The sequence below is a fragment of the Pseudomonas alcaligenes genome (assembly GCF_014490745.1).
GTDB lineage: Bacteria > Pseudomonadota > Gammaproteobacteria > Pseudomonadales > Pseudomonadaceae > Aquipseudomonas > Aquipseudomonas alcaligenes_C.
Genome location: NZ_LZEU01000001.1, coordinates 81,566 through 95,896, shown reverse-complemented (window position 1 = coordinate 95,896; position 14,331 = coordinate 81,566). Strand labels below are relative to the sequence as shown.

Genomic DNA, 14,331 nt, shown 5'->3' with positions numbered 1-14,331 from the left:
CTAGCTCGCGAGCTCCGCAGCATCTTGTAGGGCGGGTGTAACCCGCGAGGCAGACACGCGGGTTGCACCCGCCCTGCGCGCTTATGCCTTTGCCGAAGCAACTCCGGCCAAGAAAGACTAAGAACGCATAAACAAACCGGCTAAAATGCGCGGCTTTCGGCTAACCGCCTAGGCTAGATGGAGTCGCCGCGCCCACCGGATTGCGGCTCTCACTCCCCCGTACCCACAAGGTTCGCTCCGTGATCGAGTTTCACCACGTCAACAAGACCTATCGGGTCGCCGGGCGCGATGTGCCCGCTTTGCAGCCCACCAGCCTGCGCGTCGAGCGCGGCCAGGTGTTCGGCCTGATCGGCCATTCCGGCGCCGGCAAGAGCACCCTGCTGCGCCTGATCAACCGCCTGGAAGAGCCTTCGGGCGGGCGCATCGAGATCGATGGCGAAGACGTCACCGCCCTCGACGCCAACGGCCTGCGCCGCTTCCGCCAGCAGGTCGGGATGATCTTCCAGCACTTCAACCTGCTGTCGTCGAAGACCGTCGCCGCCAACGTCGCCATGCCCCTGCAGCTGGCCGGTGAACTGAGCCGCGCCGAGATCGACCAGCGCGTCGCCGAGCTGCTGGCCCGCGTCGGCCTCAGCGAGCACGCCGGCAAGTACCCGGCGCAGCTGTCCGGTGGGCAGAAGCAGCGGGTCGGCATCGCCCGCGCCCTGGCCACCCGGCCGAAGATCCTGCTTTGCGACGAGGCCACCAGCGCCCTCGACCCGCAGACCACCGCCCAGGTGCTGCAACTGCTGGCCGAGATCAACCGCGAACTGGGCCTGACCATCGTCCTGATCACCCACGAGATGGACGTGATCCGCCGGGTCTGCGACCAGGTGGCGGTGATGGACGCCGGCACCATAGTCGAGCAGGGCCCGGTGGCCCAGGTGTTCCTCCATCCGCAGCACCCGACCACCCGCCGCTTCGTCCAGGAAGACGAGCACATCGATGAAGACGAGCAGCGCGACGACTTCGCCCATGTCAGTGGCAAGATCCTGCGTCTGACCTTCCAGGGCGAGGCCACCTACGCGCCGCTGCTGGGCACCGTGGCGCGCGAGACCGGGGTGGATTACAGCATCCTCGCCGGGCGCATCGACCGCATCAAGGACAGTCCCTACGGCCAGCTGACCCTGGCCCTGACCGGCGGCGACATCGACGCCGCGCTGGCGCGCTTCCAGGCGGCCGACGTGCATCTGGAGGTACTGCGCTGATGCTCGAACAACTGTTGGCCAACTGGCTACCCAACGTCGACTGGCCGGAAATCGGCTACGCCAGCCTCGACACCCTCAATATGCTTGGCGGTGCCACCCTGTTCACCGTGCTGCTCGGCCTGCCGCTCGGCGTGCTGCTGTTTCTCACCGGGCCGCGGCAGATGTTCGAACAGCGCGCGCTGTACGCCGTGCTGTCGCTGGTGGTCAACGTGCTGCGCTCGGTGCCGTTCGTGATCCTGCTGATCCTGATGATTCCGCTGACCGTGCTGATCACCGGCACCTCGCTGGGCGTGGCCGGCGCCATCCCGCCACTGGTGGTCGGCGCCACACCGTTCTTCGCCCGCCTGGTGGAGACCGCCTTGAGAGAGGTGGATCGCGGCATCATCGAGGCGACCCAGGCCATGGGCGCGACCACCCTGCAGATCATCTTCCGCGCCCTGCTGCCGGAAGCGCTGCCGGGGCTGATCGCCGCCACCACGGTCACCGCCATCACCCTGGTGTCCTACACCGCCATGAGCGGTCTGATCGGCGGCGGCGGTCTTGGCGACCTGGCCGTGCGCTACGGCTACCAGCGCTACCAGCCGGACGTGATGGCGGTCACCGTGATCCTCCTGCTGATCCTGGTGCAGGTGCTGCAGAGCGTCGGTGACAAGCTGGTGGTGCATTTTTCTAGGAAATAAAAAGCTCGCGCAAGTAACCCCGGATTCGCAACACCTAGAACAGCGGGCGACCGGCCACCCGTCGGACCCCGCGCCAAAATCCCACAAGGAGTTGAACCATGAAGAAACTGCTGACTGCCCTGGCCGCCGCTGCGGCCCTCACCTCCGCTGCCGCCCAGGCCGCCGACTCGATCAGCGTTGCCGCCACCGCCGTGCCGCACGCGGAGATCCTCGAATTCGTCAAACCGGCCCTGGCCAAGGAAGGCGTCGACCTCAAGGTCAAGGTCTTCACCGACTACGTGCAGCCCAACGTGCAGGTTGCCGAAGGCCGCCTGGACGCCAACTTCTTCCAGCACCAGCCGTACCTGGATGAATTCAACGCCTCGCGCGGCACTAAGCTGGTGAGCATCGCCGGCGTGCACGTGGAGCCCTTCGGCGCCTACTCCAGCAAGATCAAGAACCTCGCCGACCTGCCGCAAGGCGCCAACGTGGTCATCCCCAACGACGCCACCAACGGCGGCCGCGCCCTGCTGCTGCTGCAGAAGGCTGGGGTGATCAAGCTCAAGGCCGACGCCGGCATCACCGCCACCGTCAAGGACATCGCCGAGAACCCGAAAGGCATCAAGGTACGTGAACTTGAAGCGGCCACCCTGCCGCGCGTGCTGGCCCAGGTCGACCTGGCCCTGATCAACACCAACTACGCCCTGGAAGCCGGCCTCAACCCGACCAAGGACGCCCTGGTGATCGAAGGCAGCGACTCGCCCTACGTCAACATCCTGGTGGTCGCCGCGGCCAACAAGGACAAGCCGGCCCTGCAGAAACTGGCCAAGGCCCTGCACAGCCCGGAAGTGAAGAAGTTCATCGAAGACAAGTACAAAGGCGCCGTAGTGCCGGCGTTCTGATCGCCGCTGCCGCTGCCGCTGCCCTGCAAAAGCCCGCTCATCGAGCGGGCTTTTTTATGCCCGTCATGCACTGCCCTGGGTGACAGCTTGCCCAGCGCGGATTTTGCTGACACCGTTGGCACCATGCTGCATTCGCACCTGACCACCCTGCACACCATCGTCCTGGTGCTCGACTGCATCGGCCAGGAACGTGGCGTGCCCGCCGATCTGCTGTTGCAGGGCAGCGGCATCCGCCCGGCCGACCTGCAGCGCCCGGACATCCGCATCACCACTGCCCAGGAAATGCGCGTCTGCGCCAACGCCCTGGCCCACTGCCGCGAGCTCGGCCTGGTACTGGGCCGGCGCATGCACGTGTCGTCCTACGGCCCGCTCGGCTACGCCCTGCTGTCCAGTGCCACCCTCGGCGATGCGCTGGAGCTGGCGCTGCAGTTTCCGGCCCTGCTCGGCACCTACTTCGAGCTGAGCCTGCAGCGCGAAGGCGATCTGGTCTGGCTGTGCGCCGACGGCTACCGCGACCTGCCGGAGCTGCTGACCTTCAACGTCGAGTTCTGCCTGGCCTCGATGAAGCTGGTCTGCGACGACCTGCTCGGCCGCCCGCTGTTGCTGCGCGCCGCCCACTTCCGCCATGCCGCGCCGGCCTACGAGCGCGACTACCGCCCCAGCTTCCCCAACCCCTGCAGCTTCAACGCCGAACGCAACGCCTTCGCCTTCGACGCCAGCTGGCTGCAACGGCGCCTGCCGCTGGCCGATACGGTGACCCAGCGCGACATGCGCGAACGCTGCCAACGCCTGAATAGCGAGTTCGTCAGTCGCCAGACCCTGCTCGGCCGCTGCCGCCAGGCCCTGGCCGCGCAACTGCACAATCCGCCGGGGCTGGAAGGACTGGCGCAGCAGCTCAACTGCTCGGCGCGCAGCCTGCGCCGCCACCTGCAGGAAGCCGGCAGCAGCTACCAGCGCCTGCTCGACGAACTACGCTTCGAACGGGCCCGGCAACTGCTGGAGCAGCAGGAACTGCCGATCCACCGCATCGCCGAAGCCATGGGCTACAGCGAGACCGCCAGCTTCCGCCATGCCTTCCAGCGCTGGAGCGGCCTGCCACCGAGTCGCTTTCGCAGCTAGTAATCTGGCGCCAGGCTCGCGCTCCATCTACCGTCGCTCCCGCGCAGACGGGAGCCCAGGTGCCACCGCTCTCTGGATTATTCCCCTTCGGGCCAGCGCAAGCGCTGTTCAGCGATAAAGCCGCTGCCCCGCCTACGCGGGAATGGCGGTTTGCTGTGAGGGCAGGTTCGGGAAAGAACGCATAGGACTCGGATACCACGTGATAAATGAGAGAAATATGGCCGCTATGCCCAGCATAAATTGGCCACATCTATCCCATCTTGGCCATTCCTGTCGTTTTCCCGGGCGCTCGGGCCTGCCAACAATGCAGGCAGACGTCATGTCAGGAGAACAACAACCATGCTGACCATCTACAGCGACGACCACCGCCTGCACCACGCCCAGGGCGAAATGGTCGGCGGTGAATTCCAGCCCTGTTTCGAGATGCCGGCGCGCGCCGACCATGTGCTGGCCCGGGTCAAGGCCCAGCAGCTCGGCGCGATTCGCGAGCCAGAGGATTTCGGCCTGACCCCGATCGCGCGCATCCACAGCGCCGATTACCTGGATTTCCTGCAGAAGGCCTGGGCCGGCTGGGCCGCCCAGGGCAACACGGCCGACTTCCTGCCCGGCGTGTTCCCGGCCCGCCATCTGCGCGCCAAGCGCCCGGACGATCTCTACGGCCAGTACGGCTTCCACAGCTTCGACTGCTTCGCGCCGATCACCGCCGGCACCTGGCAGGCCGTCTACACCTCGGCCCAGGTCGCCCTCACCGCCCAGCGTGAAGTCGCCGCCGGTGCACGCAGCGCCTTCGCCCTGTGCCGTCCACCGGGCCACCACGCCAGCGCCGACGTGATGGGCGGCTACTGCTACCTGAACAACGTCGCCATCGCCGCCCAGGCCTTTCTCGACCAGGGCGCCAAGCGCGTGGCCATCCTCGACGTCGACTACCACCACGGCAACGGCACCCAGTCGATTTTCTACGAGCGCGCTGACGTGTTCGTCGCCAACATCCACGGCAGCCCGAGCTTCGAGTACCCGCACTTCCTCGGCTACGCCGACGAGACCGGGGCCGGCGCGGGCGAGGGCTACAACCTCAACCTGCCACTGGCCGCCGGCAGCGCCTGGGATGTCTGGGGCGCCGCCCTGGACACCGCCTGCAAGCGCATCGCCGCCTATGACGCGGACGTGGTGCTGGTATCGCTCGGCGTGGATACCTACCAGAACGACCCGATCTCCAGCTTCAAGCTCGACAGCCCGGACTACCTGCGCATGGGCCAGCGCATCGCCGCGCTGGGCAAGCCCACCCTGTTCGTCATGGAGGGGGGCTACGCAGTGGCCGAAATCGGCATCAACGCCGTCAATGTGCTCGAAGGTTTCCAGGGCGCCTGAGCCCGCAGAGGAGAACAACAAGATGAAGAAACTGCTCGCTGCCGCCATCTGCGGCCTCACCCTCACCGCAACCGTCCAGGCTGCCGACCGTGAACTCAAGGTCTACAACTGGTTCGACTACATCACCCCGGAAACCCTGACCAAGTTCAAGCAGGACAGCGGCATCAAGCTGACCTACGACATCTTCGACACCAACGAGGCACTGGAAGCCAAGCTGCTCACCGGCAACTCCGGCTATGACCTGGTGGTGCCGTCCAACGTGTTCCTCGCCAAGCAGGTCGAGGCCGGCGTGTTCCAGAAGCTCGACCGTAGCAAGCTGCCCAACTGGCAGCACCTCGACCCGCAGCTGATGAAGCTGATCGAGGCCAACGACCCGGGCAACCAGTACGCCGTGCCCTACATGTACGGCACCGTGCTGCTCGGCTTCAACCCGGACAAGGTCAAGGCCGCCCTCGGTGACAATGCGCCGGTGAACAGCTGGGATCTGCTGTTCAAGGAAGAGAACATCAGCAAGCTCAAGGACTGCGGCGTGACCCTGCTCGACTCGCCGTCGGAGATCCTGCCGATCGCCCTGCACTACCTGGGCCTGCCGCCCAACAGCACGGAGCCGGCCGACTACGCCAAGGCCGAGGCACTGCTGAGCAAGATCCGCCCGTACGTGCGCTACTTCCACAGCTCCAAGTACATGAGCGACATCGCCAACGGCGAAATCTGCGTGGCCGTCGGCTACTCCGGCAGCTTCTCCCAGGCCGCCAACAACGCCAAGCAGGCAAAGAACGGCGTGACCGTGGACATGCGCCTGCCCAAAGAAGGCGCGCCGATCTGGTTCGACATGATGGCGATCCCGAAAGACGCGAAGAACATCGACGAGGCCCACGCCTTCATCAACTTCCTCCTGCAGCCGCAGGTGATCGCGCCGATCTCCGACTTCGTTGGCTACCCCAACCCGAACAAGGACGCCACCGCCCTGGTCGCCGAGGCGATCCGCACCAACCCCAACCTCTACCCCAGCGCCGAGGCGATGAAGACCCTGTACACCCTCGAGCCGCTGCCGCGTGCCGCCGAGCGTGCACGTACCCGCGCCTGGAGCAAGGTCAAGACCGGCAACTGAGCCGCCTGAGCCGCGTGACGAAACCGGCCTGCGGGCCGGTTTTGCTTTTCTGCCTGCAGCTCATCGGCCCGCGTCGCACGGGTTGGACAAGGTCGTGGGCGGCTGCTTAGGTGAGCAATCTAGGGTGCGTCCCGCCGCGCCCACTGCCAGGAGCCACCGCCATGGATAGATTGCTGACTGCCCTGCCCCTGCTGGTTGTTGCCACTGCCGCCAGCGCCCAGAACCTGCCCGAGCTCGACTTCACCTGCCCCAGCGATATCCGCGTGCAGGCCAAGGCCGGCGGGCCGGTGACCATCAACGACAAGCAGGCCACCCTGCACAAGTTCAGCGAGCAGTACTTCGAAGCCAAGGGCGAAGGCGTGACCATCTCCGTCAGCCTGGATGGCAAAGGCACGCCCACCGTGTCCTACACCGGGAAAAAGGGCGCCAATGGCATTTGCGAAGTGACCAAGGAGGCCGAAGACGCCCCGGCCACCGAGGCAGCAGCGCAGGAATAGGCGCCTCAGGCGCCGCGGATGTACTGCTCCAGGTGCTGGATCAGGCCGTCCTGCTCGGCGACGGTGGCCTTGACCAGGTCGCCGATCGACAGCAGGCCCAGCAGTTGCTCGCCCTCCAGCACCGGCAGGTGGCGCAGGTGGCCGTCGGTCATCAGGCCATCGCCCGACGGATATCCGCCGCCAGCTCGCGCACCCGCGCTTCCTCGGTATCCCAGCTGCACATGAAGCGCGCGCCACCGGCGCCGATGAAGGTGTAGAAGCGCCAGCCCCAGTCGCGCAGGCGCTCCAGCGCCGGCTCGGAGAGCTGCAGGAACACGCCGTTGGCCTCGACCGGGAACATCAGGCTCACCCCCGGCACATCCGCCACCAGCTCGGCCAGCAGGCGCGCGCAGCGGTTGGCGTGGTTGGCGTAGTGCAGCCAGGCATCGTTCTGCAACAGGCCAACCCAGGGCGCGGAGAGAAAACGCATCTTCGAGGCCAGCTGGCCGGCCTGCTTGCAGCGGTAATCGAAGTCCTCGGCCAGGGCCTTGTTGAAGAACAGGATGGCCTCGCCCACCGCCATGCCGTTCTTGGTGCCGCCGAAGCACAGCACGTCGACGCCGGCCTGCCGGGTCAGCTCGGCCGGGCTGCAGCCGAGCGAGGCGCAGGCATTGGCGAAGCGCGCGCCGTCCATGTGCAGGTTGAGGCCGAGTTCCTTGCACACCTGGCTGATCGCGCGGACTTCCTCGGGGCGGTAGACGGTGCCAACCTCGGTGGCCTGGGTCAGGGTCACCACCCGCGGCTTGGGGTAGTGGATGTCCTGGCGCTTGAGGGCGATCTCGCGGATCGATTCGGGGGTCAATTTACCGCTCAGCGTCTTGGCGGTAAGCAGCTTGGAGCCGTTGGAGAAGAACTCCGGGGCGCCGCACTCGTCGGTCTCGACGTGGGCGGTCTCCGAGCAGATCACGCTGTGGTAGCTCTGACACAGCGAGGCCAGGGCCAGGGAGTTGGCCGCCGTGCCGTTGAAGGCGAAGAACACCTCGCAGTCGGTCTCGAACAGCTGGCGAAACTGGTCGGAGGCACGCGCCGTCCACTGGTCTTCGCCATAGGCGCGCTGGTGTCCGCTATTGGCCTCGGCCATGGCCGCCCAGGCCTCCGGGCAAATGCCGGAATAGTTGTCGCTGGCGAATTGCTGGGTCGAGTCGGTCATGGGCTTTCCTTGTGCGCACCGGGGGCTGATTGGATCAGCCTACTGTAAGCCAGACAGTAGGCCGACCACTGCCAGAACGGCGACAGGCACACCGCACTTTGCGACAGAAACAGATATGCCTCAAACCAGTGCAATAAAAAACTGTACCGCAACGAATATCCCGCCAACCAAACCTGAGTCAGGACTTAATCCTGCACAAATACGGCGCTCGCCAGATTTCACTGGTGACCAGTACAGCTGTGCGCATAAAAACAGAACAGTTAGCAAGCAGGCTAATAAATAGCCGCGCAATTTCACCCAGCTGTGCCTAAAAAGTTAACCGCAAAGACAGGAAAATAGGCTCCAAGTAGAACACCCTCTGATCCCGCCACAAGCGGAAGGAAGTCCACCATGGAACGTACCCTCGGTTCCGACCTGATCCACCAACATTCGGCCACCAACCTGCTCGATACCCTGCTGCTCTGGCAGCGCCGTATCATCAGCCGCCGCGAACTGGCCAAGCTGGACGAGCGCCTGCTGAGCGACGCCGGCATCAGCCTGTACCAGCGCGAAGCGGAAATCCGCAAGCCGTTCTGGCGCTGAGTCGAACGCGTCACCGCCCAAAGGGAAGCCGAGTGCTTCCCTTTTTTGTGCCCGCCCCAGCGCGGAATCCGCGCATAAAAAAGGGGAGCCTCGCGGCTCCCCACAGGGACTTGCTCGTGACCGATCAGGCCTCGATTTCCACCAGCACTTCGCCGGGGGTGACGCGGTCGCCCTTGGCCACGTGGATGGCCTTGACGGTACCGGCGATCGGCGCCTGAACCTCGGTTTCCATTTTCATCGCTTCGGTGATCAGCACGGCCTGGCCGGTCTTGACCACGTCGCCTTCTTTCACCAGCACGTCGACGATATTACCCGGCATGGTGGTGCTGACGTCGCCCGGAGCGCTGGCGTGCTTGCGCTTGCTGCCGCCACCGCCGACGAAGTCGTTGAGCGGCTCGAACACCACTTCTTCCGGCATGCCGTCGATGGACAGGTAGAAGTGGCGCTTGCCGTCGCCCTTCACGCCCACGCCGGTGATATCCACGCGGTAGCTCTCGCCGTGCACGTCGATGACGAACTCGGTCGGCACACCTTCGCCGCCGGCCGGGGCCACGCCACCGGCTTCGGGGATCGGCAGCAGCACTTCCGGAGTCAGGGTGCCGGCGGCGCGCTCTTCGAGGAACTTGCGGCCGATGTCGGGGAACATGGCATAGGTCAGCACGTCCTCTTCGGACTTGGCCAGGGCGCCGACCTCGGCGCGCAGCTTGGCCAGCTCCGGCGGAATCAGGTCGGCCGGGCGCACGTCGATGACTTCCTCGCTGCCGATCGCCTGCTTGCGCAGCTTCTCGTTGACCTTGCCCGGCGCCTGGCCGTAGCGGCCCTGCAGGTACAGCTTCACCTCGTTGGTGATGGTCTTGTAGCGCTCGCCGGCCAGCACGTTGAACACTGCCTGGGTGCCGACGATCTGCGAGGTCGGCGTCACCAGGGGCGGGAAGCCGAGGTCTTCGCGGACTTTCGGGATCTCGGCGAACACTTCGTTGATGCGGTTGAGCGCGCCCTGCTCCTTCAGCTGGTTGGCCAGGTTGGACATCATGCCGCCCGGCACCTGGTTGACCTGCACGCGGGTATCGACGGCGGTGAACTCGCTCTCGAACTGGTGGTACTTCTTGCGCACGGCGTGGAAGTACATGCCGATTTCCTGGATCAGCGCCAGATCCAGGCCGGTGTCGTATTCGCTGCCACGCAGGGCGGCGACCATCGACTCGGTACCCGGGTGGCTGGTGCCCCAGGCGAAGCTGGAGATGGCGGTGTCGATGTGGTCGGCCCCGGCCTCGATGGCTTTCAGCTGGCACATCGAGCCCATGCCGGCAGTGTCGTGGCTGTGCACGAACACCGGCAGGTCGACCTCGGCCTTCAGCGCCTTGACCAGCTCGGCGGTGGCGAACGGCGTGAGCAGGCCGGCCATGTCCTTGATCGCGATGGAATCGATGCCCATGGCCTGCATGGCCTTGGCCTGGGCGACATAGGCGTCGACCGTGTGCACCGGGCTGGTGGTGTAGCTCAAGGTGCCCTGGGCGTGCTTGCCGGCAGCCTTCACCGCCTCGATGGACACGCGCAGGTTACGCACGTCGTTCATCGCGTCGAAGATGCGGAACACGTCGATGCCGTTCACCGCAGCTTTGGCCACGAAGGCGCGCACCACGTCGTCGCTGTAGTGGCGGTAGCCGAGCAGGTTCTGCCCGCGCAGGAGCATCTGCAGGCGGGTGTTGGGCAGCGCGGCCTTCAGCTTGCGCAGGCGCTCCCAGGGGTCTTCCTTGAGGAAGCGCACGCAGGCGTCGAAGGTGGCGCCGCCCCAGACTTCCAGCGACCAGTAACCGACCTTGTCGAGCTTGTCGCAGATGGGCAGCATGTCCTCGGTGCGCATCCGGGTGGCGATGATCGACTGGTGGGCGTCGCGCAGGATGGTGTCGGTAACCGTGATTTTCTTAGCCATGGTTCAGTTCCTCACAGGCCGGCGTGGGCGGCGATGGCGGCGGCGATGGCCAGGGCCAGCTCGTCCGGTTTGCGTTTGATCGAGTAGTTGGTCAGTTCCGGGTGGGCTTCGACGAAGCTGGTGTTGAACTGGCCGCTGCGGAACTCGGGGTTGCGCAGGATTTCCTGGTAGTAGGCGGCGGTGGTCTTCACCCCCTGCAGGCGCATGTCGTCCAGCGCGCGCAGGCCGCGATCCATCGCCTCTTCCCAGGTCAGGGCCCAGACGATCAGCTTGAGGCACATGGAGTCGTAGTACGGCGGAATGGTGTAGCCGGTGTAGATCGCCGTGTCGGTACGCACGCCGGGGCCGCCAGGCGCGTAATAGCGGGTGATCTTGCCGAACGAGGGCAGGAAGTTGTTCTTCGGATCCTCGGCGTTGATGCGGAACTGCAGGGCGAAGCCGCGGTACTGGATGTCTTCCTGCTTGACCGACAGCTCCAGGCCCGAGGCGATGCGGATCTGCTCGCGGACGATGTCGATGCCGGTGATTTCCTCGGTAATGGTGTGCTCCACCTGCACCCGGGTGTTCATCTCCATGAAGTACACCTCGCCCTCGGCGAGCAGGAACTCCACGGTGCCGGCGTTCTCGTAGCCCACTGCCTTGGCCGCGCGCACGGCGAGGTCGCCGATATAGGCGCGCTGCTCGGGGGTCAACTGCGGGCTGGGGGCGATCTCGATCAGCTTCTGGTTGCGGCGCTGGATCGAGCAGTCGCGCTCGTACAGGTGCACGGTATTGCCGAAACTGTCGGCAAGGATCTGCGCCTCGATGTGCTTGGGATTGACGATGCATTTCTCGAGGAACACTTCGGCGCGGCCGAAGGCCTTGCTCGCCTCGGAGATCACCCGCGGGTAGGCCTGCTCCAGCTCCTCGCGGCTATTGCAGCGGCGGATGCCACGACCGCCGCCGCCGTTGGTGGCCTTGAGCATCACCGGGTAGCCGATGCGGTCGCCTTCGCGCAGGGCTTCGTGGATATCCGCCACGTTGCCCTCGGTGCCGGGGGTGCAAGGCACGCCGGCGGCGATCATGCTGCGCCGCGCCTCGGTCTTGTCGCCCATGCGGCGAATCACCTCGGCGCTGGGGCCGATAAATTTGATCCCGCGCTCGGCGCAGATATCGGCCAGCTCGGCGTTCTCCGAGAGGAAGCCGTAGCCCGGGTGGAGGGCGTCGCAGCCGGTCTCCACCGCCAGGTTCACCAGCTTGCGCGGGTTGAGGTAGCCGGCCAGCGGGTCGTCGCCGATGCTGTGAGCCTCGTCGGCGCGCTTGACGTGCAGCGCCATGCGATCCGCTTCGGCGTAGACCGCCACCGAGCGGATGCCCATCTCGGCGCAGGCGCGCACGATGCGGACGGCAATCTCGCCGCGGTTGGCAATGAGGATTTTCTTGATCACGAGCCTGGTTCCTCGATCACGTGAACAATCGACCGCCGCAGAGCGGTCGGCGGGTGACCGTACGGCTTGTAGCGGTCTTGTATTTACCCTACGCCGACGTGGTGATTAACCAAAATCAATATTTGTTGGGTTAGCCATTAGCCAAGACTTATAGTTAAGCCTCGAAACCCAGCCAGGCGGTCGAGAAAAATGCGCAAGTCATTGATGCGGATGACTTTCCGTCAACTGCAAGTATTCCGCGCAGTCTGCGAAAGCCGCTCCTACAGCCGCGCAGCGGAAGAAATGGCCCTCACCCAGCCGGCCGTGAGCCTGCAGATTCGCCAGCTGGAAGAGCTGATCGACCAGCCGCTGTTCGACTACGTGGCCAAGAAGCTCTACCTGACCCCCGCCGCCGAGGCGCTGCTGAAGGCCAGCGAGGACATCTTCGGCCGCCTGGAAAGCCTCGACATGCAGCTCTCCGACCTGCAGGGCTCACTGCAGGGCCAGCTCTCGCTGGCGGTGGAGTCCAGCGCCAAGTACCTGGTACCGCACCTGTTCGCCGCCTTCCGCGCCCAACACCCGGAAGTCAGCCTGCAGCTGGTGGTGGTCAACCATGCGCAAGCGGTCAAGCGCCTGTCGGTGAGCCGCGACGACCTGCTGATCATGTCGCAGGTGCCCAGCGAGCTGGCGCTGGATTTCTTTCCCTTCTTCACCAACCCGATAGTCGCCGTGGCGCCGCCGAGCCACCCGCTGTGCTCGGTGGAGCGCCTGCGCCTTAGCGATCTCAGCGCCTTCCCGCTGCTGGTGCGCGAGCCCGGCTCGGGCACCCGCAAGGCCTGCGAGGAGTACTGCCACCAGAAGCGCGCACACTTCGCCCAGACCCTGGAGGTGGGTTCCACCGAGTCCCAGGTGGAGGCGGTGATCGCCGGCCTCGGTCTGGCCCTGCTGCCGCGCCATGCGGTGCGCCTGGAGCTGGCCGCCGGGCTGCTGCGCGAGTTGCCGGTGGAGGAGTTGCCGCTGCAGCGCAGCTGGTGCGTGGTGCACAACCGCGGCAAACGCCTGTCGCCGGTAGCCCAGGCCTTCCTCGAGTTCATCCGCGCCGAACGGGCGCAGATCAGTGCACTGGGCGAGCGCTTCGCAGCGGCGCAGGGGAATTCGTGAAGGGGAAACTGGCGGCGATCATCTCAGGAAAATCAGCGATCTCCTGGTTAAGCCGACGGTTCTCGGAGTAATCCTCGATCGCCCGGCGAAACTGCATGCGGCGCAGGTCTTCCTGCTGACGGCGGTTGCGGCTGGCGGAATGCTGCTGGTCTGCGTGATGGCGGGACATGGCACGGCTCCAGTGCGAATGCGGGGAGCATCAGCATGGAAGCAGGCCATGACGGTTTGCCGACAGCGGCGTGAAGATCGGATGAAGCCGCGCTTAATCTTCTGCGGCACGCACCGACTTGGGCGACAACCGGAGGCTACGCAGGCTGCGCTTGACGCTCTTGAGGTGGTTGACCAGGCTCGGCCCGCGGGCCATGGCCACGCCCATGGCCAGCACGTCGATCACCACCAGGTGGGCGATGCGCGAGGTCAGCGGGGTGTAGATCTCGGTGTCTTCCTGCACATCGATGGCCAGGTTGACGTCGGCCAGGTCGGCCAGCGGCGTCTGCCCCGGGCACAGGGTGATCAGGGTGGCGCCGGACTCGCGCACCAGGTTGGCGGTGATCAGCAGATCCTTGGAGCGCCCCGACTGGGAAATGCAGATGGCCACGTCGGTGGGCTTGAGGGTCACCGCGCTCATCGCCTGCATATGCGGGTCGGAGTAGGCCGCCGCGGTCAGCAGCAGGCGGAAGAACTTGTGCTGGGCATCCGCCGCCACCGCGCCGGACGCACCGAAACCGTAGAACTCGATGCGCTGGGCATTGGCGATGGCGTTGATGGCCTTCTGCAGGGCCTGGGTATCGAGGCGCTCGCGCACCTCCATCAGGGTGTGCAGGGTGGTGTCGAAGATCTTCAGGCTGAAATCGGTGACCGAGTCGTCCTCGTGGATCGCGAACTGGCCGAAGCTGGCCCCCGCCGCCAGGCTCTGCGCCAGCTTCAGCTTGAGATCCTGGAAGCCGCCGCAACCGATGGCGCGGCAGAAGCGCACGATGGTCGGCTCGCTGATGCCGACCTCGTGGGCCAGGTCGGCCATGGAGCTGTGCATCACCGCCGACGGATCCTGCAGAACATGATCGGCGACCTTGAGTTCGGACTTGCGAAGCAGGTGACGGGACTGGGCGATGTGCTGCAGCAGATTCACAGGCGGGACTCGGGTTATGATCGGGCTG

At 65.5% G+C, this 14,331-nt stretch carries 14 protein-coding genes and 1 pseudogene; 9 read left to right on the top strand and 6 right to left on the bottom strand.

Features of this window, described 5'->3' with window-relative positions; genetic code table 11:
* Nucleotides 1-239 precede the first annotated feature (239 nt).
* The 7 genes from A9179_RS00430 (at nucleotide 240) to A9179_RS00400 (ending at nucleotide 6,903) form a co-directional block, all read left to right on the top strand.
* Nucleotides 240-1,247: a methionine ABC transporter ATP-binding protein gene (locus A9179_RS00430; protein ID WP_187803898.1), complete on the top strand. Its 1,008-nt coding sequence runs from the start codon at nucleotides 240-242 to the stop codon at nucleotides 1,245-1,247.
* Nucleotides 1,247-1,927: a methionine ABC transporter permease gene (locus A9179_RS00425; protein ID WP_187803897.1), complete on the top strand. Its 681-nt coding sequence runs from the start codon at nucleotides 1,247-1,249 to the stop codon at nucleotides 1,925-1,927. The genes A9179_RS00430 and A9179_RS00425 overlap by 1 nt, the downstream gene beginning before the upstream one ends.
* Nucleotides 1,928-2,025: 98 nt before the next feature.
* Complete coding sequence (locus A9179_RS00420; RefSeq protein WP_187803896.1) at nucleotides 2,026-2,808, top strand: MetQ/NlpA family ABC transporter substrate-binding protein; 783 nt, start codon at nucleotides 2,026-2,028, stop codon at nucleotides 2,806-2,808.
* A gap of 123 nt (nucleotides 2,809-2,931) precedes the next feature.
* Nucleotides 2,932-3,927, top strand: a complete 996-nt coding sequence (locus tag A9179_RS00415) for an AraC family transcriptional regulator (RefSeq protein ID WP_187803895.1) — start codon at nucleotides 2,932-2,934, stop codon at nucleotides 3,925-3,927.
* A gap of 339 nt (nucleotides 3,928-4,266) precedes the next feature.
* Nucleotides 4,267-5,295, top strand: a complete 1,029-nt coding sequence (locus A9179_RS00410) for a histone deacetylase family protein (RefSeq protein ID WP_187803894.1) — start codon at nucleotides 4,267-4,269, stop codon at nucleotides 5,293-5,295.
* A gap of 22 nt (nucleotides 5,296-5,317) precedes the next feature.
* Complete coding sequence (locus A9179_RS00405) at nucleotides 5,318-6,406, top strand: polyamine ABC transporter substrate-binding protein (RefSeq protein WP_223123154.1); 1,089 nt, start codon at nucleotides 5,318-5,320, stop codon at nucleotides 6,404-6,406.
* Nucleotides 6,407-6,567: 161 nt separating this feature from the next.
* Entirely contained in the window at nucleotides 6,568-6,903 is a 336-nt protein-coding gene (locus A9179_RS00400) for a hypothetical protein (protein ID WP_187803892.1), read from the top strand.
* A gap of 5 nt (nucleotides 6,904-6,908) precedes the next feature.
* Here A9179_RS00400 and A9179_RS00395 read toward each other — a convergent pair.
* A pseudogene (locus tag A9179_RS00395) lies at nucleotides 6,909-7,058 on the bottom strand (CBS domain-containing protein); the annotation flags it as partial.
* Nucleotides 7,055-8,092: a threonine aldolase family protein gene (locus tag A9179_RS00390; protein WP_187803891.1), complete on the bottom strand. Its 1,038-nt coding sequence runs from the start codon at nucleotides 8,090-8,092 to the stop codon at nucleotides 7,055-7,057. The pseudogene A9179_RS00395 and the gene A9179_RS00390, both read right to left, overlap by 4 nt.
* A gap of 390 nt (nucleotides 8,093-8,482) precedes the next feature.
* On the opposite strand from A9179_RS00390, the gene A9179_RS00385 reads away from it, so the two are divergent.
* Complete coding sequence (locus A9179_RS00385; RefSeq protein WP_187803890.1) at nucleotides 8,483-8,674, top strand: DUF1127 domain-containing protein; 192 nt, start codon at nucleotides 8,483-8,485, stop codon at nucleotides 8,672-8,674.
* 124 nt (nucleotides 8,675-8,798) lie between these two features.
* Here the strand turns inward: A9179_RS00385 and oadA are convergent, their stop codons facing one another.
* A complete protein-coding gene (oadA, locus tag A9179_RS00380; RefSeq protein WP_187803889.1) occupies nucleotides 8,799-10,607 on the bottom strand; it encodes a sodium-extruding oxaloacetate decarboxylase subunit alpha in 1,809 nt (602 codons plus the stop codon).
* Between the two features lie 11 nt (nucleotides 10,608-10,618).
* Nucleotides 10,619-12,034, bottom strand: coding sequence for an acetyl-CoA carboxylase biotin carboxylase subunit (locus A9179_RS00375; RefSeq protein WP_187803888.1), 1,416 nt, complete (start codon nucleotides 12,032-12,034; stop codon nucleotides 10,619-10,621).
* Nucleotides 12,035-12,223: 189 nt separating this feature from the next.
* Between A9179_RS00375 and A9179_RS00370 the strand changes: the two genes are divergently transcribed.
* Nucleotides 12,224-13,174, top strand: coding sequence for a LysR family transcriptional regulator (locus A9179_RS00370; RefSeq protein ID WP_187803887.1), 951 nt, complete (start codon nucleotides 12,224-12,226; stop codon nucleotides 13,172-13,174).
* Here A9179_RS00370 and A9179_RS00365 read toward each other — a convergent pair.
* A complete protein-coding gene (locus A9179_RS00365) occupies nucleotides 13,128-13,343 on the bottom strand; it encodes a PA3496 family putative envelope integrity protein (protein WP_187803886.1) in 216 nt (71 codons plus the stop codon). The two genes, A9179_RS00370 and A9179_RS00365, sit on opposite strands and share 47 nt — an antisense overlap.
* Nucleotides 13,344-13,436: 93 nt before the next feature.
* Nucleotides 13,437-14,303, bottom strand: coding sequence for a transcriptional regulator HexR (gene hexR, locus A9179_RS00360; protein WP_187803885.1), 867 nt, complete (start codon nucleotides 14,301-14,303; stop codon nucleotides 13,437-13,439).
* Between the last annotated feature and the right edge of the window lie 28 nt (nucleotides 14,304-14,331).

Bases quoted from the DNA above. Each gene is read 5' to 3' on its own strand.
- A9179_RS00390 (WP_187803891.1), bottom strand. From the start codon at position 8,092: ATGACCGACTCGACCCAGCAATTCGCCAGCGACAACTATTCCGGCATT.
- A9179_RS00405 (WP_223123154.1), top strand. From the start codon at position 5,318: ATGAAGAAACTGCTCGCTGCCGCCATCTGCGGCCTCACCCTCACCGCA.
- A9179_RS00415 (WP_187803895.1), top strand. From the start codon at position 2,932: ATGCTGCATTCGCACCTGACCACCCTGCACACCATCGTCCTGGTGCTC.
- A9179_RS00410 (WP_187803894.1), top strand. From the start codon at position 4,267: ATGCTGACCATCTACAGCGACGACCACCGCCTGCACCACGCCCAGGGC.
- A9179_RS00400 (WP_187803892.1), top strand. From the start codon at position 6,568: ATGGATAGATTGCTGACTGCCCTGCCCCTGCTGGTTGTTGCCACTGCC.
- A9179_RS00370 (WP_187803887.1), top strand. From the start codon at position 12,224: ATGCGCAAGTCATTGATGCGGATGACTTTCCGTCAACTGCAAGTATTC.
- A9179_RS00365 (WP_187803886.1), bottom strand. From the start codon at position 13,343: ATGTCCCGCCATCACGCAGACCAGCAGCATTCCGCCAGCCGCAACCGC.
- A9179_RS00425 (WP_187803897.1), top strand. From the start codon at position 1,247: ATGCTCGAACAACTGTTGGCCAACTGGCTACCCAACGTCGACTGGCCG.
- A9179_RS00420 (WP_187803896.1), top strand. From the start codon at position 2,026: ATGAAGAAACTGCTGACTGCCCTGGCCGCCGCTGCGGCCCTCACCTCC.
- A9179_RS00385 (WP_187803890.1), top strand. From the start codon at position 8,483: ATGGAACGTACCCTCGGTTCCGACCTGATCCACCAACATTCGGCCACC.
- oadA (WP_187803889.1), bottom strand. From the start codon at position 10,607: ATGGCTAAGAAAATCACGGTTACCGACACCATCCTGCGCGACGCCCAC.